The sequence below is a fragment of the Halocatena halophila genome (genome assembly GCA_027563145.1).
In the GTDB taxonomy this organism is placed as follows: domain Archaea; phylum Halobacteriota; class Halobacteria; order Halobacteriales; family Haloarculaceae; genus Halocatena; species Halocatena halophila.
Window position 1 is genome coordinate 393,561 of the sequence record CP071306.1, and the last position, 22,499, is coordinate 416,059.

At 58.5% G+C, this 22,499-nt stretch carries 25 protein-coding genes; 17 read left to right on the forward strand and 8 right to left on the reverse strand.

Translation table 11 applies throughout. From position 1 onward, the window contains the following. Positions 1–22: 22 nt before the first annotated feature. Positions 23–1,510 (forward strand): O-antigen ligase family protein, encoded by a 1,488-nt coding sequence (locus JXQ78_RS02040; protein ID WP_330631812.1) that lies wholly within the window; start codon positions 23–25, stop codon positions 1,508–1,510. On the opposite strand, the gene JXQ78_RS02045 is transcribed toward JXQ78_RS02040, so the two are convergent. From JXQ78_RS02045 to JXQ78_RS02065, 5 genes are all read right to left on the reverse strand, one after another. Further along, positions 1,479–2,630, reverse strand: a complete 1,152-nt coding sequence (locus tag JXQ78_RS02045) for a glycosyltransferase family 4 protein (protein WP_330631813.1) — start codon at positions 2,628–2,630, stop codon at positions 1,479–1,481. The two genes, JXQ78_RS02040 and JXQ78_RS02045, sit on opposite strands and share 32 nt — an antisense overlap. Before the next feature lie 2 nt (positions 2,631–2,632). Beyond that, the gene (locus tag JXQ78_RS02050; RefSeq protein ID WP_330631814.1) at positions 2,633–4,096 is read right to left on the reverse strand and encodes a lipopolysaccharide biosynthesis protein; all 1,464 of its coding nucleotides are present in this window, start codon (positions 4,094–4,096) and stop codon (positions 2,633–2,635) included. A gap of 76 nt (positions 4,097–4,172) precedes the next feature. Further along, on the reverse strand, positions 4,173–6,107 hold the full coding sequence (thrS, locus tag JXQ78_RS02055; RefSeq protein WP_330631815.1) for a threonine--tRNA ligase: 1,935 nt from the start codon (positions 6,105–6,107) through the stop codon (positions 4,173–4,175). Positions 6,108–6,252: 145 nt separating this feature from the next. Continuing rightward, positions 6,253–6,753, reverse strand: a complete 501-nt coding sequence (locus JXQ78_RS02060) for an HTH domain-containing protein (RefSeq protein ID WP_330631816.1) — start codon at positions 6,751–6,753, stop codon at positions 6,253–6,255. A 153-nt stretch (positions 6,754–6,906) separates the two neighbouring features. After that, a complete protein-coding gene (locus JXQ78_RS02065; protein WP_330631817.1) occupies positions 6,907–7,251 on the reverse strand; it encodes a DUF5802 family protein in 345 nt (114 codons plus the stop codon). A 133-nt stretch (positions 7,252–7,384) separates the two neighbouring features. On the opposite strand from JXQ78_RS02065, the gene JXQ78_RS02070 reads away from it, so the two are divergent. The 3 genes from JXQ78_RS02070 to JXQ78_RS02080 all read left to right on the forward strand — a co-directional run bounded on the left by JXQ78_RS02070 (position 7,385) and on the right by JXQ78_RS02080 (position 10,003). After that, a complete protein-coding gene (locus JXQ78_RS02070) occupies positions 7,385–8,041 on the forward strand; it encodes a DUF1405 domain-containing protein (RefSeq protein WP_330631818.1) in 657 nt (218 codons plus the stop codon). A gap of 99 nt (positions 8,042–8,140) precedes the next feature. Then, positions 8,141–9,031, forward strand: coding sequence for a hypothetical protein (locus JXQ78_RS02075; RefSeq protein WP_330631819.1), 891 nt, complete (start codon positions 8,141–8,143; stop codon positions 9,029–9,031). Positions 9,032–9,319: 288 nt separating this feature from the next. Next, positions 9,320–10,003 carry an ArsR/SmtB family transcription factor gene (locus tag JXQ78_RS02080; RefSeq protein ID WP_330631820.1) on the forward strand — a complete coding sequence of 228 codons (684 nt, stop codon included), beginning with the start codon at positions 9,320–9,322 and terminating at the stop codon, positions 10,001–10,003. Here the strand turns inward: JXQ78_RS02080 and JXQ78_RS02085 are convergent, their stop codons facing one another. Beyond that, positions 10,004–10,432: a hypothetical protein gene (locus JXQ78_RS02085; RefSeq protein ID WP_330631821.1), complete on the reverse strand. Its 429-nt coding sequence runs from the start codon at positions 10,430–10,432 to the stop codon at positions 10,004–10,006. 94 nt (positions 10,433–10,526) lie between these two features. On the opposite strand from JXQ78_RS02085, the gene gatD reads away from it, so the two are divergent. From gatD to JXQ78_RS02100, 3 genes are read left to right on the forward strand one after another with little or no spacing between them, the layout of a single operon-like run. Beyond that, positions 10,527–11,771 carry a Glu-tRNA(Gln) amidotransferase subunit GatD gene (gene gatD, locus JXQ78_RS02090; protein ID WP_330631822.1) on the forward strand — a complete coding sequence of 415 codons (1,245 nt, stop codon included), beginning with the start codon at positions 10,527–10,529 and terminating at the stop codon, positions 11,769–11,771. Beyond that, entirely contained in the window at positions 11,762–12,673 is a 912-nt protein-coding gene (locus JXQ78_RS02095; RefSeq protein WP_330631823.1) for a GNAT family N-acetyltransferase, read from the forward strand. The genes gatD and JXQ78_RS02095 overlap by 10 nt, the downstream gene beginning before the upstream one ends. Positions 12,674–12,715: 42 nt before the next feature. Then, positions 12,716–13,102: a PaaI family thioesterase gene (locus JXQ78_RS02100; RefSeq protein ID WP_330631824.1), complete on the forward strand. Its 387-nt coding sequence runs from the start codon at positions 12,716–12,718 to the stop codon at positions 13,100–13,102. Here the strand turns inward: JXQ78_RS02100 and JXQ78_RS02105 are convergent, their stop codons facing one another. Both JXQ78_RS02105 and JXQ78_RS02110 read right to left on the reverse strand, forming a co-directional pair. Then, positions 13,103–14,116, reverse strand: a complete 1,014-nt coding sequence (locus JXQ78_RS02105) for an LLM class flavin-dependent oxidoreductase (protein WP_330631825.1) — start codon at positions 14,114–14,116, stop codon at positions 13,103–13,105. It lies immediately after the preceding gene. Between the two features lie 57 nt (positions 14,117–14,173). Next, positions 14,174–14,986 carry a DUF7839 domain-containing protein gene (locus JXQ78_RS02110; protein ID WP_330631826.1) on the reverse strand — a complete coding sequence of 271 codons (813 nt, stop codon included), beginning with the start codon at positions 14,984–14,986 and terminating at the stop codon, positions 14,174–14,176. Between the two features lie 143 nt (positions 14,987–15,129). On the opposite strand from JXQ78_RS02110, the gene JXQ78_RS02115 reads away from it, so the two are divergent. The 10 genes from JXQ78_RS02115 to JXQ78_RS02160 are packed head-to-tail and all read left to right on the forward strand — an operon-like array spanning position 15,130 to position 22,387. Next, positions 15,130–15,672 carry an ATP-binding protein gene (locus JXQ78_RS02115; RefSeq protein WP_330631827.1) on the forward strand — a complete coding sequence of 181 codons (543 nt, stop codon included), beginning with the start codon at positions 15,130–15,132 and terminating at the stop codon, positions 15,670–15,672. Beyond that, complete coding sequence (locus JXQ78_RS02120) at positions 15,669–16,376, forward strand: cobalt-factor II C(20)-methyltransferase (RefSeq protein ID WP_330631828.1); 708 nt, start codon at positions 15,669–15,671, stop codon at positions 16,374–16,376. Before JXQ78_RS02115 ends, JXQ78_RS02120 begins: the two co-directional genes overlap by 4 nt. Continuing rightward, positions 16,369–17,169 carry a cobalt-precorrin-4/precorrin-4 C(11)-methyltransferase gene (locus tag JXQ78_RS02125; RefSeq protein WP_330631829.1) on the forward strand — a complete coding sequence of 267 codons (801 nt, stop codon included), beginning with the start codon at positions 16,369–16,371 and terminating at the stop codon, positions 17,167–17,169. Before JXQ78_RS02120 ends, JXQ78_RS02125 begins: the two co-directional genes overlap by 8 nt. Next, on the forward strand, positions 17,166–18,119 hold the full coding sequence (gene cbiG, locus JXQ78_RS02130) for a cobalt-precorrin 5A hydrolase (protein WP_330631830.1): 954 nt from the start codon (positions 17,166–17,168) through the stop codon (positions 18,117–18,119). The genes JXQ78_RS02125 and cbiG overlap by 4 nt, the downstream gene beginning before the upstream one ends. Continuing rightward, positions 18,116–18,991 (forward strand): precorrin-3B C(17)-methyltransferase, encoded by an 876-nt coding sequence (locus tag JXQ78_RS02135; RefSeq protein WP_330631831.1) that lies wholly within the window; start codon positions 18,116–18,118, stop codon positions 18,989–18,991. The genes cbiG and JXQ78_RS02135 overlap by 4 nt, the downstream gene beginning before the upstream one ends. Positions 18,992–18,998: 7 nt before the next feature. Then, positions 18,999–19,892, forward strand: a complete 894-nt coding sequence (gene cobJ, locus JXQ78_RS02140; protein WP_330631832.1) for a precorrin-3B C(17)-methyltransferase — start codon at positions 18,999–19,001, stop codon at positions 19,890–19,892. Then, positions 19,882–20,118 carry a ferredoxin gene (locus tag JXQ78_RS02145; protein WP_330631833.1) on the forward strand — a complete coding sequence of 79 codons (237 nt, stop codon included), beginning with the start codon at positions 19,882–19,884 and terminating at the stop codon, positions 20,116–20,118. Before cobJ ends, JXQ78_RS02145 begins: the two co-directional genes overlap by 11 nt. Beyond that, a complete protein-coding gene (locus tag JXQ78_RS02150) occupies positions 20,111–20,818 on the forward strand; it encodes a cobalamin biosynthesis protein (RefSeq protein WP_330631834.1) in 708 nt (235 codons plus the stop codon). Before JXQ78_RS02145 ends, JXQ78_RS02150 begins: the two co-directional genes overlap by 8 nt. Beyond that, on the forward strand, positions 20,815–22,026 hold the full coding sequence (locus tag JXQ78_RS02155; RefSeq protein WP_330631835.1) for a CbiX/SirB N-terminal domain-containing protein: 1,212 nt from the start codon (positions 20,815–20,817) through the stop codon (positions 22,024–22,026). Before JXQ78_RS02150 ends, JXQ78_RS02155 begins: the two co-directional genes overlap by 4 nt. Further along, positions 22,016–22,387, forward strand: coding sequence for a DUF3209 family protein (locus JXQ78_RS02160; protein ID WP_330631836.1), 372 nt, complete (start codon positions 22,016–22,018; stop codon positions 22,385–22,387). The genes JXQ78_RS02155 and JXQ78_RS02160 overlap by 11 nt, the downstream gene beginning before the upstream one ends. The last annotated feature ends 112 nt before the right edge of the window (positions 22,388–22,499 follow it).

The following is a 22,499-nucleotide window of genomic DNA, read 5'->3' on the forward strand; positions in this document are numbered from 1 at the left end:
TTTGGGACTGGGTATGTACACTATGATAGTCTATTTCTCGGGAGAGTGGATCCAGGGATTGATTGCTGGGATCATCGTGCTATCGACGGTATCAGCCGACGTACCGTTGCTCGGTATCGGAGGTCGCTTTCCGGGGGACGTGGTTGGCGATCTCGTGCTCGTGTACGTTCCGATTGTGGTCCTGTGTGCTGGCTGTATCTACCGGGATGTTTCATTTCGCCCGTCTACGCGGGGATCGTGGTTATTCTGTGGGTTTTTCCTCTGGACGGTGCTTTCTGCCCTGGTATCGAACGGGCCATCAAGGGCTGTTGCTCTCTGGTTTTCGGCACACGTCGGATTGGGTCTGCTCGTTTTTCTCCTGCTGGAAATGTCTGTCCGAGAACGGTGGGTGCGGTTTCGGTCGGTTGTTTTGGTGCTCCTGGTCGCGGTAGGCGGACAGACAGTCGTCGGGCTCACACAGTTTCTCACACAGGGGACGTTCGGGTTGTCACAACTCGGTGAGGGCGGCGATGCGACGGTGTCCGTGATCGCGATCGGATCGATTTCATTTGAGGCTGGAACGTTCGTGAGTGGGTTCACCGGCATGTCGTTCAATCTGGCGAATCTTCTCGTGTTGACGCTTCCGGTGTGGATCGTGGTACTCTTTCGCTCAACACGTCGTTTGCGCTCGCTGATGGTCGGTGGCTGGATCGTCGTCTCGTGTGTCGTGTTACGAGCAACCTCGACGGATGCCGGTCGTGGTGCGTTGTTCGTTGGAGCCGGGTGTCTGTTGGTGGTGTTACTGGTGAGTTCTGGCGTGCCAAGAACGTTGGCCACGATGGGGTATAACCGGACACAGCGACTGCTGAGTCTGTGTGCCCTGCTTGGTGGCCTGCTGACGAGCATGCTGCCGTCATCAACGACGAATTCGATATCTGTCCACGGAGCGGCGGTGAACGGTGGATCGACCAACAGTGCGGTCACGAACGCACAGCAAGCCGGTGGAGATTCCATCCTGGTCAAATATATCATCTCGGGAGCCGACCGGCTGAGTCAAGTGTCGATTCCGCTGTTTGACCTCTCGAATCTCGGCATCCGCTTTCAGCAGTATCTCGCTGGCCTGCGGATCTTTGTGGATCATCCGCTGCTGGGAATTGGCGGGATGAACTACGTCGCCGTCGCGGATCAGTATGGCGTCGTTCAACCCGCTCAGTACGCCACACCTTTGCCAATTCATAATATTTACATTCTGTTGCTCGCCGAGACAGGAATCGTTGGGCTCATTCTCTTTTTTGGCACTCTCGGATACGTGTGCGTCTATGGGTTCAGACTTGCCTGGCAGTTCGATGCGGATCGACTGTATGTCATGGCCACACTCGCTGGATTGATCGGAACGCTTGCCTTTGGATTCTGGGACGTGCTCCAGCTCTACTACGCAACCGGATTCTTCCCGATGTGGATCGTCGCGGGTGCAATCGCCGGCAAATACGATCGCGTGCTCACGCAGTCGATCCAAGCGTGCGCTCGATGACAGCCCTCGTCGCCTTCTGGAACCGGTCGGTGCCGTACTGTGCAGCCACCTCCGGAAGCCCTGCCCTGGCGTCGCGTTGTTCTGGAGGGCGTTCGAGCAGCCAATCAATCTGCTCGATAGCTTGTGCAACCGAATCATAGACGAGGCGATCGTCTCGATTGACGATTTCTCGTTGCCCACCACTGTCGTGAACGAACGGAATCGTTCCGCCGGCGACGAGCTCTGCCACTGCCATGCCGAAGTGTTCGTATCGCTTGGCGTGGAGTCCGAATTTGTGCGATTCGATTAGTTCGATCAGTCGCGACCGATCGAGCCGTCCTTCGAAGACGATCTCCCGATCGTCTCCACACTGGCGACGCAGCGATCTGGAGTACGCTTCGTCGGTCTCCGGTCCGATCACGTGGAGATGCACGTCATGTCCACGATCGCGCACGCCTTGAATGATGGCGATCATATCTTCGATCCGCTTTGTCCGATCGACACGGCCGATCGTCACGAATCCGTTTTCACGGCCTGACCACGTGCTTTCTGCGAATCCATCGACGGCGATCGGTGGATAAACCGTCTCCGGCTGGACTCCGTACAGCCGCTCAGTTATCTGTGCGGTCCAATCAGAGTTGGCGATGAGCGTCCCATCCGGCCTGTCAGGTTTACCAGCTGTAATATCACACAACTTATCATAAATTTGTTGCATTTTTCCAGGTTTGAGCGCAGGTGGAAACAGGTGGCGGTTGTACATTGGGAGATGGATGTACTGCACGGACTGAACGCCGAAATCGTACTCGCCGAACGTGCTGACGAGGAGATCGAACTGATCTGTGTGCTGGGTCACAAAACGGGTGAATAGGCCGACATGGAGCCGACCACACGCAGCCCCGGTGAGACGGTCAAGTGCCCGTTGTGAACCTCGAAAGGTCTTTCTTACTGCTTTCCCAGGCTCCACTGAGAGGTCGGGATCGACGGCCGTGTCATAATACTCATTCATCGTTTCGATATCCACCTCTGTCATCGTTACCAGCGTCAGGTCATAGGTGGATTGTAGCGCCTCAAGGACGTTCATACAGACCGCCTCACCGCCGCCAAACCCGAACAGAGGGTGGAATACACCAATTTTCTTCATATTCAGTAGATCTGGTAGAGTAGCTCTCTCACCGTGTCCATTTCACTGTGGCGGATCTCGCCTGTTGCCCCCAGTGTTGCGCCGTAGGCGATCATTCCGACACAGCCGGTCAGCATAAGCGAAACAAGGTCTGATCCACCAACAGTCAGTCCGATCGAAAGAATTACTCCCTGAACCGTAACTGCAACCGTGACGGTCCGAATCGACCGCCATGGAAGATCCCATCCGACATAGCGCTGTGAGACGACGTAGACGAACAACAGATACGAGAGAAAACTACAGAGCGTGGTGAGTGCTGCTCCGACGATGCCAACTGGCTCCAGTAACACGATATTGCCGACGACGTTGAGTACACACGCGAACACGACGCCAGCAAGCATCACAAGGGTGTTGTCGGTGATCTCGAGACCCTTGTGACCGATCATCGATCCGTTCCAGACGAACAGTCCAAGTGCAACAAATGGAATCACTGCGTGCCCGCTGTGATAGGCACTTCCGACCAGCAGCCCACTCAGGGGCGCTCCGAACACGATGACGGCCATCGTTACTGGCGCTCCAAGCAAGAGATAATAGCGCGTCATCTCCCGAATCATTCGCCGAACCTCGGTCTGATTCGATCCGGTCCAGGCGTTCATCACGATCGGATGGGCTGCCTGTATCACGGGAGCCACAACAAGAGGAAGCGCCTTGTTCGCAACGTCATAGTTGGCCGAATAGATGCCAACCGCCCGTGATCCAAGCACTAGCTCGATCAGTGTTCTGTCGATGAACGAGAGCAGCGTGAACCCGAACAACCAGCCAACCATCGGCACGCCAAACCGCAAGAGCCGCTCGAGAAGCGCGGGTCGATAGGACGGTCGCGACAGTTCGATATCACCCATAGCGATCGTTACCACGAGACTCACCACCGTCCCCACGATCGCACCAACGAACCAGCCAACAATGCCATCAAGAATGAACAGTGCGATCCAGATTCCCAGCCCAAATCGCAAAACGGCACGGAGTACCGTCAACCGAGCCGCCCGTCCGGAATCAAGCCGTGCCTGTAACAGTTTCCGAACCACCTGATACACCGATTGGACGACCACCAACCCAATGGCAAGGAGAAAAAATGGCCGATACGCACCGAGTCGCTCGCCAACAAGAATCCATCCGATGGACCCACAGATCCCAACAATGGAGACGGCTCCACCGATCGCAAACAGGACGCCCGAAACGAGCACCTCGTCGTCGAGTTCCGGCTCATACCGGAGGATTGCCTGTCCGAGCCAGCCAGCCGCAAGCGTCGATCCGATCGCCACATAAGACATCGTCAGAGAGTATCGACCGTAGCTGGCCGGCGAAAACGCGACCGTCAGGATCTTTACCAGGGCAACCCCCAGCACCGCCGGCACGATTGATGCAAACACGTACCGGCCAAAATCTGTCACAAACCGACGTTTAATGTCAGATATGTCAATTGTCACAGCAAACACTCACCAGAATCTCCTGTACGATCCGTAGTAAAGTGTGTTGTGACCGATCGACAGACGTATCGATGATCTAGAAAGATCCGGCCATTACGTCTGGCTCAAGCCGCTGCTGGTCGCGTTCTTTGGTCAGGAAATCAACGAACGCGTCCAGATCCACGTCGTCTTCGGTCTGTTCGTTTCGGTCCCGAATCGAGACCGTCTCGGCGGCCGCTTCATCGTCGCCAACAATCAACATGTACGGCACATCATCGTCGTGTGCAGCCTGGATCTTCTTACCGACGGTCCAGGAGCGATCCTCGATCGTGGCTCTAAAGCCCGAGAGCCGTTCTTTGACGGTCTCTGCGTATTCGATCTGATCGTCGGTGACCGGTAGAATACGAACCTGTTCCGGTGCAATCCAGAGCGGGAACTGCCCTTTGAAATGTTCGATGATCACGCCCATGAACCGTTCGAACGAGCCAAGCAGCGCCCGGTGGATCATCACTGGTCGGTGTTCTTCGTTGTCCTCACCGACGTAGCTGAGCCCGAGTCGTTCAGGGATGTTGAAATCGAGCTGGACCGTTCCAATCGTCCACTCCCGACCGATTGCGTCACGGGCATTAATGCCGATTTTGGGGCCGTAAAACGCCGCTTCGCCTTCTTCGATGTCGTACTCGAGCCCTTCGTCTTCGAGGGACTCGATCAGCGTGTCCGTTGCCTCCTCCCAGATGGTTTCGCTACCGATTGCGTTCTCACCGCGGGTCTCGACCTTATAAATCACTTCTAGCCCGAGCGTGGTGTAAATGTCCTCAATCACGGCGATGGCGTCGACGATCTCACCACGAATCTGGTCGGGACGAACGAAGGCGTGGCCATCGTCCTGAGTGAATCCACGCACCCGGAACATTCCAGATAGCTCGCCAGACTGTTCATTCCTATAACAAGTACCGAACTCCGAAAACCGAATTGGGAGATCGCGATAGGAATGGGTCTGTTGATCGAAGATGTAGGCGTGGTTGGCGCAGTTCATGGGCTTTAAGCCGTACTCGGTGTCGTCTTGTACCCAGTTGAACATCTCACCGTTTTCGGTGAAGTTCTCGTAGTGACCAGTTGGTTTCCAGAGCTCGGCCTTGTTCAGCTCAGGGGTCCGAACCTCGTCGTAGCCAAGAATTTCGTTTTTCGATCGAACGTAGGATTCGAGCTCGCGACGGATCGCCATTCCGTTGGGGTGATAATGCACACAGCCGGGCGAGTGATCGGGGACCGAAAACAGATCCATCTCTCGACCGATCTTCCGGTGGTCGCGTTCTTTGGCCTCTTCGCGTCGTTCGAGATAGGCCTCGAGCTCCGATTCGGATTCGAACGCCGTGCCGTGGACCCGCGTGAGCGTTTCGTTCGATTCGTCGCCGCGCCAGTAGGCAGAAGAGATCGAAAGCAGCGAAAGAGCACCGATCTCACCGGTCGATTCGACGTGGGGGCCGGCACAGAGATCCTCGAATTCGGCCTGTTTATAGAACGTCACTGGATCCTCGCCGGCAGCCTCATCTTCTAAGATCGCTTGTTTGAACGGATTATCCTCGTAATACTCGAACGCAGCCTCTCGAGAGCGTTCCTCGCGATCGATCGGGATGTCCGCCTCGATAATCTCTTTTGCCTCGGCTTCGATCTCATCAAGCGCATCATCATCGAGATCAACACCGGTGATGTCGTAGTAAAAGCCATCATCGGTCCACGGGCCGATCGTGAGCTGTGCCTCGGGATAGAGCCGCGTGAGTGCCTGTGCAAACACGTGTGCTGCGGAGTGGCGCAACACGCTCAGATATTCGTCGCTGTCGGCAGTGACGATCTCGATGCGTGCACCGTCGTGCACTGGGGTCGCTGCGTCGACGAGATCGCCGTCGATAACCCCGGCAACAGTGTCGCGACCGAGACCAGGGCCGATCTCGTATGCGACATCCTCCACCGTCGCCCCGGGCTCGACAGAGAGCGTCGAACCGTCGGGAAGCGTGACCGTTACAGTCTCCATACACGAGCAAACCAAGGATAGAGGATAAGTGTGTTGAGACCGTGCGACGGTGTCAGATTGATTGTCCGATTTTCGTTCGCTTTTGCTCACCCGATGGAGGAAGGTCAACGGTGTCGCGTGCCAACAGCCAGATTATCGATAGCGCTCAATCGTCGCTCGGAACCACGGCCCGTTCTCTCGAGTCAGAATCCGTTCGTTCCCTGAGGAGCGACGCAAGGCGGTCGGCCGCCGTGACTGGCTCTGCGGTTTCGGCGGGTTTCGACGGAACAACCCACGCCAGTTCGCCCTTTTTCCGACACGCGAGCGCTACGCTGGGAAGCGTTATGAACTCGTGTGAATCGCCCGTGATCGCAGAATGAACGGTTTCTCGATCGAAGCCACCGGAAAGTGTTTCCCCCGACTCGGTTGCCCACTGTCGAAATTCGCGTACGCGCTCTCGGATTCGTTTACCGGCAGCGGTTCGGGCCACGGTTGGTTCCGTGCTAATTCGTTCTCCCCACACGGTTACGCTGTAATCGGCAATTTCTCCCTCCGTCTGGGCCCGCTCTAACTGGTCGATCATCGATTCGACCGGCGTTCCCGTCCCTGAGGAGAGTGACCGAACGTACAGTTCTAATGTTTGTGATGGACTGGCGCGATCGGACATCGTGTCTGTACACCACGGCACAAACGAATAAAAACCTTCTCTACGTTGTCTATGATGACAAACCACTTCCTAAAGATTTATTAGTTTGAATATATACTGAAATTATCTATTAGATTGATTAATACACCGTTCGGTGTGGGGCGACGGTCAGTCTCACTGACCGGTGGTGAGTCCCATCGCCTGGAGCTGTTTTGCCCGGTCGGCTTTCGCGAGCAACACCTCACGGAGTGCCGGAAGTTCGTCATTCGTCTCGTCTGCCAGCGTGGCTGGCACCGCCAGGGTTCGTCCTGGAATTCCTGACTCTCCATGGACCGAGAGGTGTCGGTTGCCGAGTTTCATTACCAACGGATTGTCGAGGCGGCTAATGCCTGTCTCAGTGCCATAAAGGCGCTCGTTCACCGCCTCGTGTTGTTCGTCGTGGATTACCGGCCGATCACCATCGTACGGTTCAACGTACAACCGACCGAGGTAATACGCGCGTGAAAACGGTGCGAACATTATTTCCTACCTATGTATGTTAGTCACTCGCACAGATAAATTTTTGCCAGGAATTTTTTACCTGACCACAATACAATTCACCAATTCGATCGGAGTCGACACGGCTATACGGTGTGGCTCGGGGTGTTCGACCATGGAACTGAAACGCTGGGGTGAATACTATCTCGACAACACGCCGTCGCTCGTCTGGTTGCTGTTCGCGAACGCGATGGCGGTGTTGGTCGGACTTCGATACTACGTCGAGACCCTCCCAGAGGTGTTTACCTTTGTTTGGCCGCTGTATGCTGATTCGCCGACTGCGGTGGCGCTCGCGTTGTTGTCGCTCACGACGCTATTGGGCACGGTCGGCAAGGGACTTGACCGCACGCCCCGAACTCGTGTACTCGCGTATCTCCACACGTTTGCGTTCGTGTGGCTCGTTAAATACGGCCTGTGGACAGTGATGGTGCTCAACGTCCAGTTTGACGCATACTTCCCAGCGCCGTGGGCGTATTTCGGGATCATTCTGACCCATCTGTTGTTCGTCGTCGAGGCGGCCGCAATACCACTGTACGGGACGACGACTCGTGGTGCACTCCTCAGTGCACTCCTCGCGTTGCTCATCAATGACTTCCTCGATTACGGATTGGACTGGATGGGGTGGTGTGGTCTTGGTCGCCTTCCGGGTCGGTGTTCGTTGTATCCCCCCCTTCGATCCGAGCCAGGATTCATTGTGGTGTTCCTAACAGTGGCGCTTTCAATCGGTTCTGTGCTCTGGGCTCACCAGGCGTTTGAACGGTATGAATCGTAACTCCGAGCCAAAAACCAACATCAATTGCGAACCGTTTACCGTGTGAACAGTCAGAACGGACAATCGCCCTTTTATGTGTGGGGTGAATGGAACACACCAATGGATCGGTATCCGGCCCTCGTCATCGTCATTGCAGTTTTAGTTCTAAGTGGTGTTTTTCCGGGGACCGTTTCGAACGGGACACTTCCCGCCCTCGACAACACTCCGGAGGGAGAAACCGTCACCTCGTTCATGCAGACAAGTGCCGTCAGCACGGAGAGCACAGTACAGCGAGAGATGTGGGAGGCCGAGTTCGAATCGGCGAAAAACGAATCAGAGAAGCGACGGCTCATTGAGGAGCGGTCTGAGCAACTGTCGGACGAACTTTCTTCTATTAAACGCCAGCAATCGGAGCTCGAGCAAACATCGTCACCACAGGCCTACACTGATGCGTACACGACTCACGTCGTCGAGCTCCGTCGATCGGTCGGTAACATTTCGGAAACAGCCAACGAGTCGAACGTAAACAGCACACAGCTCGCAACACTTCGAAAGGAGGCCTGTTCCGTGCCGCTGTTAGACCGCTCTGAGGCGCTTTCCGAGACGGATCTTGCTGGCATCGACTGTCCGGATCGTGAGAACGAATCGGAGGACGCACAGAACGATTCGGCGTCCCAGCCAACCGAAAATCAGACGACCGACGAAACGAACAGCACCGAGACGCCGTCGAACACCACGACTGAAACGCCGACTGAAAACGAGACCGCCACACCAGACACGAACGAAACGACGAACACAACCCCGACGGAAACGCCACCGACGGAAACGCCGACCAATCCACCGGAAGAGACTGAGACCGAGACGCCGACTGAGTCAGCCACCAACGAATCACCACAGGCACCGGATGACAACCCCCTGGAAGGTAACGCCACCCCCGAAGAACAGGGGTTACTTGCTGGAGAGGGCCCCCTCCCGATCCGATTCGTCGTGGACGAGGCCGCCGTCCGCTAAATGAAACGCGACGAGAGTTCCCCGTGTCACCCGACGCGGGGATAAATTGCGTACGCTCTGTTCTGTGTCTTCGATATACTGTCCGATCACATCCGCCGAAATGTCTTCTGCCATTTCCACGCAGTACCATCTTTCCCGAAACATTCCCGTTCGAGGTGGATGCTTACTACAACTCCCAAATGTCCTGTTGTGGTGAGCGTAAAACTCGCCACAGAGATCGGTTTACCTGTGCGGGGGGCATTTACTCAGAGCGTCACGGTTTTCACCGCGTATCACCAATATCATCCAATGGATTCTGCCGCACTCCTGGATCTTCTGGGGAACGAGAATCGAAGGCGGATCCTCCGATTGCTCGCCCGCAAACCCTGCTATGTTACGGAGATCAGCGAGTATCTGAGCGTCAGTCCAAAGGCTGTCATCGACCATCTGCGAAAGCTAGAGCAGGCTGGGTTGGTCGAATCCCGTGTTGACGATCAGCGGCGGAAATACTTCTCGATTGCCCGGAATCTTCGCCTTGAAGTGAACGTTTCACCGTATGGCTTTGGTGCGAAAAGCGCATATTCGGCCAGCCGTGGGCTCGACATGACGCGCTGTCGGTATCTTTCGCTCGACGTTTCGACCCCCGAACAGAGCGGCGAACTCACTGAGCTTACCAGGGAGTTACAACGCCTTGAGAAGCTTTCAAGTGAGCTTTCGATGGCACAGCGCTGGGTACATGGCCGGCTCACGGAGGTGATGGATGGCATCTCTCGTCAGCTCACCGATGAACCAGCCCTGGGCGTGCGCGACGCCGACCAGGCCCGTCTCTACGCCGAGGTGCTTTCTGCGATTGCTACCGGCGCAGAACGAATTGACGAAATCGGCCGACAGATCGACGCTGCACCGGAGCTGGTCGAGGACGCGTTAGAAGAGCTCTCAACGCTTGGAGTCGTCACACAGAAGCAGGGTCGGTGGTCGCTTCGTTCGGAGTAATCAGGGAAGCTCCTGTGAAACGCCGGCTTTCAGGTCTCGACCGAAGTAGTAGCCCACGAGCGCCACGATCGCACCGCCGGCGATACCGATCGCCAGCGACACCTCCGGAACGATTCCATTTACCAGCAGCTTCGAATTTCCAACGACGGTGACAAGCGCAGCCGTCATGAGCCCCATGAGGACGACCGTTGGATACCGGGCAGAGCTATCGAGCAGCCCAATTCCGAACGCAGCGATGAACAACCCAATGAGCCCAGCTTTCGGAAGGATCGAAACGATCGGTAGTGTGCTGAACGCGAACTGAACGAGCGCAAAGACGACGCCGAGGATGAGCATCGATTTGAGCGTCGATCGAAGCCCCGAGGAGGACTCCTCGGTCGTCGAGCGATTCGTTTCGGTCGTGACCACGTCTTGGCCGCCTGGGGACATGGCTGAATGTTGGTCCGAAGACGTATTGCGCTTTCCCTCGTGAGCGTGCGGTTCGCATCGCGGAGTTCAAGTTACTGGTGATGATAGCTCCGACATGGACTCTGGGGATCGGATTCGCGTCGAACGCAACGACGTGCGCTATGAGGGCGTCTGTCTACCTTCGACTGACGGTGAAACCGTCGTGCTCAAGCTCGATGGTGGCTACAACGTAGGAATCGATCGTACTGGTGCAGCAATCGAACTGCTGGAATCGTCGGTCTACGACATCGACGGCGACAACGGTGGGGACGACGGGTCGGCAATCGAGACGGATCCGTCGCTGCCGACAATCTCGCTGCTCTCGACCGGCGGGACGATCGCCTCGACCGTCGATTACCGAACTGGTGCCGTTACGGCGCAGTTCGACGCCGAAGACGTGTTGCGTGCGGTGCCGGATCTCGCCGGCCGAGCCAACTACCGTGGTCGCGTCGTCGCAAACATCCTGAGCGAGAACATGACGCCGTCGGTCTGGCGTGATCTCGCAACGGCAGTGTATGAGGAGATCGAGGCCGGTGCCGACGGCGTCGTGGTAATGCACGGAACGGACACGATGCAGTACACCGCGTCGGTGCTCGCATTCATGCTCGATACGCCGGTGCCGATCGTCTTCACCGGAAGCCAGCGCTCGGCAGATCGCCCCTCAAGCGACAACGTGATGAACGCTGTTTGTGCGGTTGAGGCGGCAAAATCAGACTGTGCAGAGGTGCTCGTCTGCATGCACGCGACGGAAAACGACACTACCTGCGCGCTTCACCGAGGGACGCGCGTCCGCAAGAATCACACCTCTCGCCGTGACGCATTCGAGACGGTTGGCTCGAAGCCGCTGGGAACGATCGACTACGAGAGTGAGTCGGTCACGTTCCGCAGGGAGTACACACACCGAGGGGAGAGCGACCTCGCCATCACACCCGAGCTGAACACCGACGTTGAACTGCTCAAGATCACGCCGGGAATGGACCGAGCGCTGCTCGAGAGCTGTGCAGAAAAAGACGGGCTCGTCATCGAAGGGACCGGGCTCGGTCACGTCCGCACGGAATTCATCGAGTATATCGACGAGCTGACCGATACCGGAACGGCTGTCGTGATGACCAGTTCCTGTCTGGAGGGTCGCGTCTGTGATCGCGTCTACGACACCGGCCGCGATCTGCTCGATGCGGGCGTGATCGAGGGCGAAGATATGCTTCCGGGCACGGCGATGGTGAAGCTGATGTGGGCGCTTGAAAACAGCGACGACGTTGCATCGACGATGCAAACGTCGCTCGCCGGCGAACGAACCGATCGATCAGTACCATGGACGTGACACAGTGCTCGATTCGACCCGCTCGGGCCGATGATTACGACGACGTTGTTGCGTTTACACAGCATACCTGGCCGGATCGCGATGGGTCGGATTACCTGCCGGACGTGTATCACGAGTGGATCGACGGCGATCCCGAACGGACGCGAACGCTCGTTGCGGATGTTGGCGACGCAATTGCCGGCATCTGCCAGCTCGTCATGCTCTCCGACCACGAGGCGTGGGCACAGGGAATGCGTGTCAATCCAGACTTTCGCGGCGACGGAATCAGTACGAAACTGAATCACGCGCTGTTTGACTGGGCAACAGACCACGGCGCAACCGTCTGTCGGAACATGGTGTTCTCCTGGAACGACGCCGGACTCGGCGGATCACGGTCGATCGGATTCGAACCGGTCACCGAGTTCCGCTGGGCACAGCCAGAACCGGAGTCAGTATCGCTTCCAGAGACCGTCGTTTCGGATCCGACGCTTGCATGGCAGTACTGGGAGAACAGCGCTACGCGGACCCATCTCGGCGGCCTCGCACTCGACACCGAGGAGTCCTGGGCGCTCTCTTTGCTCACCCGTGAGGATCTTTCGGCTACGGCCGAGGACGGCGGTGTGTACGCGGTCGTTGACGACGGCGTGCAGGCAATGACCTGCCGAACGGCCGTTCGAACGCGGGAGATAGCGGACGGCGAAACCGAAACGACAGTGGAGTACGGCGTCGGTGCGTGGGACGACCTCCAGTCGGCACAGGCACTGTTCGCGGCAATTCGTGCGGATGCAGCCGAACTCGGAGCCGACGCCACCCGCGTGTTGATCCCGGAAACTGCACGTGCGGTTTCCGATGCTGCGTATCTTCGTGCCACTATCAGCGACGAACCGGATTTCGTTCTCAGTGCCGATCTGAGTGACTGGTAACGAACTGCTGAGTTTTATTGACCCGTTCGACCAATGGATGGTATGGATATCGAATCGTTTTTCGAGACGATGCCGTTTGCCGATCTGCTCGGTATCGAGCTTACGACCGTCGACAATGGCCACGCCGAGGGGCATATCGAACTGCGCGAGGAGCTTTCCTGGAATGCAGACCACAGGCTGGCACACGGCGGCGTTACCTTCACGCTCGCCGACACCGTTGGCGGTGCTGCGCTCGTCTCGCTCGTCGAACAGCCGGTCCCGACGATCGATATGCGAATCGATTATCTCGATGCTGCCACCGGTGATCTGTACGCAGTGGGGGACGTCCACCGGTGTGGTGACGCCGTTGGGACGGTTGATGTTGAGGTAACGGGCGAGGACGACACCGTTCTGGCCACCGCTCGTGGCGTGTACAAAACCGGTGAGTGATCAGTCCAGCAGTGGTCGTACGTCCCGGCCAAGCCGGCGAATGCTCGCCCGGAGCGCTGCAGTGTCGATGCCGGGCTGGTACGTTCTGAAGATGACGTGGATGTCAGCTCCCAGCGCCCGTTCGTAGCGTTCGAGTTCGTCGGCGACGGTCGTTGGCGTCCCGTAGATCGCTCGTTCTTTGAGCGTCTCCCGTCGCTCCTGAGAAAGCGCAGGGACGTTCTCACCCGAGAAGATCTCCGCATATCGCCGCTGGGTGTAGAGATAGCCCGTTTTCAGTTGCTCCCAGGCCCGCTCGTCGGGCGCATCCGGCGAGCAGACGAATCCATGGACGAGAACATAGATCGAAAACGGGCCATCGAGCCCTTCAGTGGCTCTCACTCGCCGGATGTCTGCAACCCGCGTTTCGATCGCCTCGACCGAGAGCGCAGACGGACTGCACCAGCCAGCGGCTCGACGCGCTGCCCGACGAACGGCCGGCTTTGCGCTCCCACCGAGCACGATCGGGATCACAGATTCTGGCGTTGGCGTGATCGTCCGCTCTGGACTGATGGGGTGGAAATCGGAGTCGTACGCGAGCGCGCCAGGCGTGAACGCTCCTTCGAGGACGCCGATCGCGTCGGTGAGTCGCTCGGCTCGCTCGTCCGGATCGACGCCGAACGCCTCGAATTCGTCGGGATTCGAACCGATCGCCAGCCCGAGCGTGAGTCGACCATCAGAGAGCAGTTCCACGCCGATCGCGTCTTCTGCCAGTCGAACGGGATCGTACAGCGGAGCAAGCGCGACACAGGAGCCGATTTCGATTTCGTCGGTGACCGCTGCGAGCGCGCCGAGCACGGGCAACGGTGCCGAACAGTACCCGTCTGGCTGAAAATGGTGTTCTGACACCCAGGCGCTGTCGAGACCAGCCGATTCGATCGCTTTCCCGAGCTCAAGCAACTCGTCGTACAGCGCAGCCATTGGGCGGTCGTCGTCGGGACGGCGCTGAGAAGTGAACAGCCCTGCTCCAATTTTCATACTGGAGGTGTGTTCTCGAAGAAAATATCTCTGGGGGCACGGTGGTAGTTGTGTGACCTACTCCTGGAGGTCGATGACCTCATATGAGATGTTTTCCTCCCGGAGTCGGTCTGTGTGTCGAGAGAGCCGGTCGGGGGTGGCAACCAGCGCCACCGATTGGCCACGAGTTGCGGCTTCTTGAACGCCCGACACCGTTCCGAATTTGATGTCGACCGATTTGTCGGCCGCTCGTGCGATCGCAAACGCCTCGGTCCCTGCCGTGGCGAGCAGTTTGTGATCCGCAATGAGCTGTTCGAGCGCAGCGGTTGCGACCGAGGCGCTCTGGGCGTTCTCGACCGATGGAATCGTGCCGATCGTCACCGCTCCAAGCTCGTACTCGACCACGCCATCAAAATTGGTCACCCCAACTGCATCGCCAGCCTCGGCCGGCGTGACTGCAACTGCAGTTGCACTACCGGTCGTCGCACTGTCCGCGTGGAGAAATCCATCGCGCATCGTGAGCGTCACGGTCTCTCCCTCCTCGATCGGCACGGTCGCGATCGCTGCCTCGATGTCGACCTGCTCAATCACGTTCTCAGAAACGTGCGAGACGTACTGGCGTAACGCGTCCGTGTGCGTTATCAGCCAATCGACGCCCTCTTTGGTGATCTCATACCGCCCACGGCCGTGTTTGTTGACGAACTCCTCTTCTAAAAGTCCCTGGAGATAATCGCTCACTGCCTGTGCTGTGATTCCGATTGAATCGGCGATCTCCTGCTGGCTCACAGCCGGCTGGCGCTCTGCTATCTCGACCAGTATCTGATAGCGGGTGGCGTTCCGTTTGCTCTGGAGAACGCCCGCGTCGTTGTGCCCCACAACGTCATTCACCATTGTGAGCCCTCGGTACCGACTGGGCAAGTAATTTTGGCCTGAATCCGACGCCGATGGGGTGACACAGCCATCACCATAGAACAAGTTCCTTTGTATTAACCCAACCAAAATTGTTTTAACTGCTACCTGAGTTGTATTAGCTGATGTCAGAGCTATCGCTTCCCCACGAGGCGCGTGCGGGTCCCACAAAACCTCCAGTCAGGGCTGTTGTCATGGAGGCACTCGGGGTTGGCCCGCCGGATCACTTCGTCGATGTTGGGTCATGTACTGGTGCGATGACGATCGAGGGGTCGTTGCGGACGGATCTGGTGACGGCGATCGAGCGTGATCCGGATCGCGTTCGAGTGACCGAACGGAATCTGCGAGCAAACGACGCGACAGAGGGTGTGACAGTTCTCAACGAGGAGGCACCCGCTGGGCTACCACCCGACGGCGACGTGTTGTTCATCGGAGGGAGCCGTGAATTCGATGCAGTGCTAGAGCAGGCGATCGAGTACGACTACGATCGGATTGGGATGACCGTCTCGCGTCTCGAAGTGGCCGGCAAAGCCACGACGGCGTTCAAAGAGCGTGGGCTACTCTCGGAGTTGCTTCAGTTGCAGGTGAGCCAGGGGTACGAACTGGCTGGTGCGATGAGCTTTCGGTCGAACAATCCGGTGTTTTTCCTGCTGGGTGAGCCCTCGTGACGGTGTACGGCATTGGGCTGGGCCCGGGCGATCCGTCGCTGCTCACCCTCCGTGGAAAAGACCTTCTTGAGGCGGTCTCGACGGTGTATACGCCCGGCCGACTCTCTCGTGCGGTCGTCTCTGAGCACGTCTCCGACGACCGCCTGGGCTCGCTCTCGTTTCCGATGACGCGCGATCCGGAGACGCTTCGCACTGCCTGGAAGGACGCCGCCGACAGCATCGCACCACAAGCGCGCAGGGAAGACGTGGCGTTCGTCACACTCGGCGATCCCAATGTCTACTCGACGTTCGGCCATCTGCGACGAACGCTCGAGGCCTTTCACCCGGAGATCGACGTCGAGGTCGTTCCGGGTGTGAGCGCGGTGACGGCGTTTACCAGTGCGCTTGGAATTGAGCTCACCAGTACGACCGGACTAACGCTCTGTGAGGCGGCTAACGGCCCGATTCCGACCACTGTGCCCCAGCTTCTGTTGTTCAAGCTGCTCGACGTTCCAACGGTCCACGAGCAACTCAGTGCAGCGAACTACGACGTGTTGTACGGTCGTCGGCTGTTCATGGAATCGGGCCCCACCGTGGTGACCGACGACCCCACGGAGCTTGCCGATCGGGATTACTACACGCTTGCGTTTGCTCGAAAACGATCGTTCGAGTCGTCGCCGGCGACGGCGGCCTTCTCCGAGACACACGAGGTGGCAGATGGCTGAGCCACCAGCCGTTCCGTTCGTGGGCGCAGGCCCGGGTGATCCGGGGTTGCTCACCGTTCGGGGGAAAACGCTGCTTGAGCGCGCAGAGCTCGTGGTTCATGCCGGTTCGCTCGTGAACAGCGAGCTACTCGATCGCTACTGTGAGTCAGCCGAACGCCACTCCTCGATCGGCATGGAACTCGAGGAGATCGTTGGGATGATTCAATCGGCCTACGAGGAGGGCCGAACGGTCGTCCGCTTACACAGCGGCGATCCCTCGATCTACGGCGCCGCACTCGAACAGATCGATGCGCTCGCCACCCGAAACGTACCGGCGTATCTGGTTCCTGGCGTGACGGCCGCGTTTGCGGCAAGCGCCACGCTCGGAACCCAACTGACGCTCAACGGCGTCGCCAATCACGTCGCATTCACTCGACCGCAGGGGACGACGCTCGAGCCAGCAAACGATCACATCAGTGAGTTCGTCGGGATGGGCGATGTGACGACTTGCATCTACCTGGGTACCCACGCCGTCCGAGAGACGATGGACCGACTGCTCGACGATGGTCGCGATCCGTCGACGCCAGTGACGGTCGTCTACCACGCGTCATGGCCCGACGAACGGATCGTCACTGGGACGGTCGAAACGATTGCCGATGAGCTTTCCTCGAGTGGCATTTCAGCGTCTGCGCTCGTCATCATCGGCCACGTCCTCAGCAATGGCGACTACGAGCGGTCGTATCTGTACGGCGACTGGGCAACTGGCGGTACCGCACGCGAAACGACGACCACAACGGAGCATTCCACCGAATGACAGAGACACAATCAACCAGCTCGACGGCGGATTCGGACGGAGAAGTCCCCGAGCGGATCGCCATCATCAGCTTCGAACGAAAGCGCGAAACGGCGGTTACGATCGAATCAGCACTTTCAGGAGCATATGACACCGTCGAGATTTTGGAGTATCACGGCGACGTCTTCGCCGACAACTGGGGAGAATACGACTGTTTCGTTGGTCTAATGGCGTCGGGGATTGCCGTCCGAAAGACAGCGGGGCTGCTCGAAGACAAATGGTCCGACCCGGCGATCGTCGTCGTAGATGAGGCGCTCACCTGGGCAGTTCCAATCACCGGCGGCCACCACGGTGCGAACCAGATTGCGATTGAGCTTGCCGATCTGGGTGCCATTCCCGCGACGACCACCGCCAGCGAGGCGGCCGGTAAACAGGGAGTCGAAGCCAGGGCCAAGGCGCTCGATGCCCACGTGGTCAACGGTGATTCCACGGTACAGACGAATCTGGCCGTTCTGAACGATGAACTCGGCCCCGTCGCGAGACTGGATGGCCCCCGTGCAGTACTCGTTGATGCGGACGTAACGGTGTTGAAACCGAACGAGGGGGCCGATCTCGTGCTCGGAACAGGGACGGTCGCTGACATTTCAGCGTCGGCCGTAACGGCGGCGTGGGACGCCACCCTCGATGCGCTGGACCGTGATCGATCCGACGTTTCATTCGTGGCAACCGCGACCCGAAAGGGTGACGAAGCGGGACTGCTCGAGGCGGCCACCAATCGGGGCTGGGGTGTGGTGTGTTTCGATAAGCCCACGCTTGAGCAGTTCGAGGGGCCATCATCGTCAAAAGCGCCGGCGCTGATCGGCTGGCCGGGAATCGCCGAGGCCGCCGCCATCGCGGGCGGTCGCTCACACGAACTACTCCGGCCGAAAGAACGCTTCGAGACGGGTGTGACCGTGGCGGTGGGACGATGACAGCGCCCACAACGTCTCCGCGAGCGGACGACGGCGTGTTGTACGTGGTCGGAATGGGACCAGGATTGCCCAGATCAATGACACAGGCTGCGCGCTCGGTGATCGAACGGGCGGACTGTGTGATCGCGTCGAATCTCTATCAGTCGCTTCTTCGGACTGATTCCGTGTTGCCTGAGAAAGCTCGTACCCGTGAGGTTGCTGAGGACGTTACCGTCGCCGAGCGCTCGGATGGCACCGAGCAGACGATCATCAGATCGTCGATGGGCCGACAGATCGAGCTGACCGAGATGGCGTTCGATCGCGTCCGCGACGGTGAGATTGTCGCACACGTCTCCGGTGGCGATCCAAACGTCTACGGCAAGAGCGATCTCGTCTTCCAGCTTGCCGCCGAAAACGACGTGACCGACGTTCCCATCGAAGTCGTTCCGGGCGTCACCGCAGCGCTTGCCTGTGGCGGCCGGCTCGGTGCACCGCTAAGCAACGATTTCTGCACGATATCGCTATCCGAAAAGTGGCGACCATGGGAGCAAATCGAGGAGAAACTCCGCGCAGCAACCACCAGTGGTTTTGTCATCGTACTGTACAACTGCTGGCGGAATTACGCCCGCGCGATCGAAGTAATTCGAGAACACCGCGCAGATGCTGTGCCGGTTGGCATCGTCGTTGACGCTGGCCGCGAAGACGCCGGCCGACAGCCAGAGGGCGAATCACAGACGATCACCACGCTGGGCGGTGCCCCTGCATACGATGATGCAGTCGGTGGAATGGGAACGTCCATCGTCGTCGGAACGTCCGACAGCAGACGGTGGGAAAACGACTTTCGAACACACCTTCTGACCCGTCGCGGCGGGCGCGACGTTACGGAGTTTTGAACCACGCATGACAGACACAACAGATTGTGGACAGACAACAACGAATGGCGCGTCGTCGTGTGCAAACGCGGCGTCGAAACGAACGACAACCGACCAAGTCGACCGACATGTCGATTCGTTCGATGGCCCGGCCGGAACGTTGACAGCTGTGGGGATCGGCCCCGGCCATCCAGAGGGGATGACCCGCCGGGCCATAGAAACACTGTCGTCGGTCGATCAGATCGTTGGCTACACCACCTACGTCGATCTACTCGACGAGTCGATTCTCAAAGGAGTCGAGGAGTGTTATACGACGCCGATGTGTGGTGAGGTATCCAGAACGGAAGAGGCCGTAGACCGGGCGCTTGCTGGTAATTCGGTGGCCATCATCGGCAGTGGCGACCCGAACGTGTATGCACTTGCCGGCCTTGCTCTCGAAATCCTCGAATCGAAGGGTGCGAGCGCAAGCGATGTTGCGTTCGACGTGATCCCCGGGGTTCCGGCGGCACAATCCTGTGGCGCACGCCTGGGTGCACCACTGGTGAACGACAGCGTCAGTATCTCGCTGTCCGATCACCTCACGCCGATGGAAACGATCGAATCGCGGCTCGAAGCGATCGCCAGAGAGGGTTTCACGATCGCGATCTACAACCCATGGTCGCGAAAACGACGAGCGAATTTTCAGCGTTGCTGTGAGATTCTCACCGAGCACAGAGCGCCATCAACGCCCGTCGGTATCGTTCACGGCGCGGGTCGAGACGACGAACGGACTGCTATCGTTGAGCTCGAAGCACTCGAATCATACGGCGAGACCGACCTCGTCGACATGACGACCACGATCATCATCGGAAACGACGAGACGTACGTTTTCGACGGCCGAATGGTGACGCCACGGGGGTACGAATCGAAGTATGACTACTGAGTACTGCGTTCGGCTCGATCGAACGGCGTGTGAGGGCGTCTTTGCCTGTCTGGTCCATGACGAGCGATTCGTTGAGGCGTCGGATGGACTGGCCACGATCGCGGGAAAGACTCCGAGTCCGACCATGACGGTCGAGTGTGACGACGAATCGATCACAGCAGCCAAACGGGCAGCAGCTGCGTGTCCGTTCGATGCGATCGACGTGTCGGTGAGCCACGATGAGTGACGATTCCGTGGTGGCGTCGTTTACAACCCCAACCGCCAGAACGGCCTATCTGTGGGGCCACATTATCGGTAATGGGAGCATCACCGACGACGCCATTGTCGTCCGTTTCAGTGATCGAAATCTCGCCAGTCGGCTGCAGTCGATTGGGAACCAGCCGAGTAGCCTCTCTCACGAAACAGCGGCCAATCGGTCGGCACACGACGCCACTATCACCCGCTTCGAAGAGACGTTCGAACTCCGATATTCGCTCGGTGCCCGCGCGATAGATCGACTCACCGATCAACTCGGCATCGACGCCCGTGAAGAATATGTCTGTCCGGAGCTGGAACGATTTGAATTGCATCGCCGACAGCTGTGCCGCGGACTCCTGGAGTCGTGTGGGACGATTTGCTTTCGCGAATCGAGCGCGACCGTTGGCGTATCGTTCGTTCACGACGACCGTGGCGTCCTCCAGGAGATACGTCGCCAGCTCAGGATGAGCGAGCCGACGGTGCTCACGAATTCCATCGAAGAAAGCAGTTCCGGTGGCTACTGGTTTGGACTCGCAGACGCTACCGAGTTCGGGGCGTGTACGCGCTGGTGGTATGCCCGAAGCGACGACTCTGGGCTGTACGAGCCGGCCCGCCGGAAAAAGCTCCGTCGGAGCGTCGAACGCGCACTCGAACGCAGCGTTGGCGAGTTGCACGGTGATCCGGAATGACTCGAACGGCGAGCGATGAGGCGATCGTGCTCGTCGGACACGGCTCCCGTCGAGAACGCTCGAACGAGCAGGTTCGAGCGCTAGCGGCCGAATTCGAAGCGCAGGTTCGCGTGCCAGTCGATGTGGCCTTTCTCGAGCTGGCGTCGCCGTCGATCGGCGACGCAATAGACGGGCTCGCGCCGTCGGTGTCTACGGTGACGGTTCTGCCGCTGTCGCTGTTTGGGGCCAGCCACGTGAAAGCTGATCTCCCGCTCGCCGTGAATCAGGCCAGAGACCGCCATCCGGAGCTACAGCTCGAGATGGGTGGCCCGATCGGCGTCCATCCGGCTGTGGTGACAATACTGGACGAGCGCGTGCGAGCCACCGAGCGCAAACTGGGCGTCGATCGCGACACCGATCACCTCGCGGTCATTCTCTGTGCACGTGGCTCCAGCGATCCTGACGCGAACGGTGATGCGACGAAAGTCGCACGTCTTCTGTATGAAGGCCGCCCGTTCGAGCGGGTCAAGACCGCCTTTATTGGAATCACAGAGCCCACGCTCACCGAAGGGCTCCACACCATTGCGAAACACCGACCAGACGCGGTCGTTGTCGTTCCGTACATGCTCGGCGACGGCGTGTTGACCCAGCGGATTCGTGACCGCGCGACGTCGTTCGACGGCGAGTATCCCTCGCTCTCGGTCGGCTCTGCGGAACCGATCGGAACGGACGAGCGGCTGTTTGACGTGCTCGCCGATCGGCGAGAGCAGGCTCGGGCAAATGCCGTCGATCTCTCGTGTGACACCTGTAAGTACAAGGTCGATCTCGATGGATTCACCGGCGAACTGGGTGGTGCCCAGGCAACGTTCCGTGCAGTGGCCCACCAGATCGAGCACGCGGATCGCTCGAAACCACATCGACACGCCCACGACGCCCCAGAGCGACACGTTTCGGTCTGCACCAATCGAACCTGTGCCGACGATGGTGCGCTCGCCGTACTGGAACAACTTCGACAGTCCGTTCGAGATTGTGAGAGTACTGATGTGCAGATTACACGCTCGTCCTGTCTTGGTCAGTGTGGTGATGGCCCAATGGTGGCCGTGTATCCCGACGGTGTCTGGTACCGTGGCGTCTCATCCGGCGATGCAGAACGAATCGTTTCGTCCCATCTCGATCGGGACAGCATCGTAACCGACCGCGTTCACACCGTTCTCAAACATGAGCTGTGACGAACTCGAAGCCCTCCGTGTAGGGCTCTGTAACGTACTTGGTATCGACCGACCCGCAATTCGTGAACACGCACTGGCCGAACTTGAGGGGAATCTCGATGGACCAATCGGCGCGCTAATAAACGCTGAATCGTTGGCCGAACTCGAACGCCATCTCGACGGCGCGCTCGTCGACCTTGAGGCGAAACTGGCCAATACACCTTCAAACGACCCGGAGTACGACTATCTCCGCGGGCGGCTGCTCGCACTCAGGGAGGCCGAACGATCGATGCGACGGCTCAGAGCCGATGGTGAGGCGATCCTCGAGGGCTGTGGCGAGACTCATTCGTTGTTACACGAGTTGTTCCCGGTTGAAGGGTGAGCCCGCCCGCGAGCCGTTTCGGATCACCCGACCCTGATCCGTTCGCTCGCGGTGTCTGGAATGTCTGTGATTTTGATTCCTGAATGTGAAAGTTTGTATCAAAATCGTTAGA

What these genes read in the sequence shown, in the direction of transcription:
- JXQ78_RS02040 (WP_330631812.1), top strand. Translation starts at nt 23, where the DNA reads ATGATAGTCTATTTCTCGGGAGAGTGGATCCAGGGATTGATTGCTGGG.
- JXQ78_RS02045 (WP_330631813.1), bottom strand. Translation starts at nt 2,630, where the DNA reads ATGAAGAAAATTGGTGTATTCCACCCTCTGTTCGGGTTTGGCGGCGGT.
- thrS (WP_330631815.1), bottom strand. Translation starts at nt 6,107, where the DNA reads ATGGAGACTGTAACGGTCACGCTTCCCGACGGTTCGACGCTCTCTGTC.
- JXQ78_RS02060 (WP_330631816.1), bottom strand. Translation starts at nt 6,753, where the DNA reads ATGTCCGATCGCGCCAGTCCATCACAAACATTAGAACTGTACGTTCGG.
- JXQ78_RS02065 (WP_330631817.1), bottom strand. Translation starts at nt 7,251, where the DNA reads ATGTTCGCACCGTTTTCACGCGCGTATTACCTCGGTCGGTTGTACGTT.
- JXQ78_RS02070 (WP_330631818.1), top strand. Translation starts at nt 7,385, where the DNA reads ATGGAACTGAAACGCTGGGGTGAATACTATCTCGACAACACGCCGTCG.
- JXQ78_RS02075 (WP_330631819.1), top strand. Translation starts at nt 8,141, where the DNA reads ATGGATCGGTATCCGGCCCTCGTCATCGTCATTGCAGTTTTAGTTCTA.
- JXQ78_RS02080 (WP_330631820.1), top strand. Translation starts at nt 9,320, where the DNA reads ATGGATTCTGCCGCACTCCTGGATCTTCTGGGGAACGAGAATCGAAGG.
- JXQ78_RS02085 (WP_330631821.1), bottom strand. Translation starts at nt 10,432, where the DNA reads ATGTCCCCAGGCGGCCAAGACGTGGTCACGACCGAAACGAATCGCTCG.
- gatD (WP_330631822.1), top strand. Translation starts at nt 10,527, where the DNA reads ATGGACTCTGGGGATCGGATTCGCGTCGAACGCAACGACGTGCGCTAT.
- JXQ78_RS02095 (WP_330631823.1), top strand. Translation starts at nt 11,762, where the DNA reads ATGGACGTGACACAGTGCTCGATTCGACCCGCTCGGGCCGATGATTAC.
- JXQ78_RS02100 (WP_330631824.1), top strand. Translation starts at nt 12,716, where the DNA reads ATGGATATCGAATCGTTTTTCGAGACGATGCCGTTTGCCGATCTGCTC.
- JXQ78_RS02105 (WP_330631825.1), bottom strand. Translation starts at nt 14,116, where the DNA reads ATGAAAATTGGAGCAGGGCTGTTCACTTCTCAGCGCCGTCCCGACGAC.
- JXQ78_RS02110 (WP_330631826.1), bottom strand. Translation starts at nt 14,986, where the DNA reads ATGGTGAATGACGTTGTGGGGCACAACGACGCGGGCGTTCTCCAGAGC.
- JXQ78_RS02115 (WP_330631827.1), top strand. Translation starts at nt 15,130, where the DNA reads ATGTCAGAGCTATCGCTTCCCCACGAGGCGCGTGCGGGTCCCACAAAA.
- JXQ78_RS02125 (WP_330631829.1), top strand. Translation starts at nt 16,369, where the DNA reads ATGGCTGAGCCACCAGCCGTTCCGTTCGTGGGCGCAGGCCCGGGTGAT.
- cbiG (WP_330631830.1), top strand. Translation starts at nt 17,166, where the DNA reads ATGACAGAGACACAATCAACCAGCTCGACGGCGGATTCGGACGGAGAA.
- JXQ78_RS02135 (WP_330631831.1), top strand. Translation starts at nt 18,116, where the DNA reads ATGACAGCGCCCACAACGTCTCCGCGAGCGGACGACGGCGTGTTGTAC.
- cobJ (WP_330631832.1), top strand. Translation starts at nt 18,999, where the DNA reads ATGACAGACACAACAGATTGTGGACAGACAACAACGAATGGCGCGTCG.
- JXQ78_RS02145 (WP_330631833.1), top strand. Translation starts at nt 19,882, where the DNA reads ATGACTACTGAGTACTGCGTTCGGCTCGATCGAACGGCGTGTGAGGGC.
- JXQ78_RS02150 (WP_330631834.1), top strand. Translation starts at nt 20,111, where the DNA reads ATGAGTGACGATTCCGTGGTGGCGTCGTTTACAACCCCAACCGCCAGA.
- JXQ78_RS02155 (WP_330631835.1), top strand. Translation starts at nt 20,815, where the DNA reads ATGACTCGAACGGCGAGCGATGAGGCGATCGTGCTCGTCGGACACGGC.
- JXQ78_RS02160 (WP_330631836.1), top strand. Translation starts at nt 22,016, where the DNA reads ATGAGCTGTGACGAACTCGAAGCCCTCCGTGTAGGGCTCTGTAACGTA.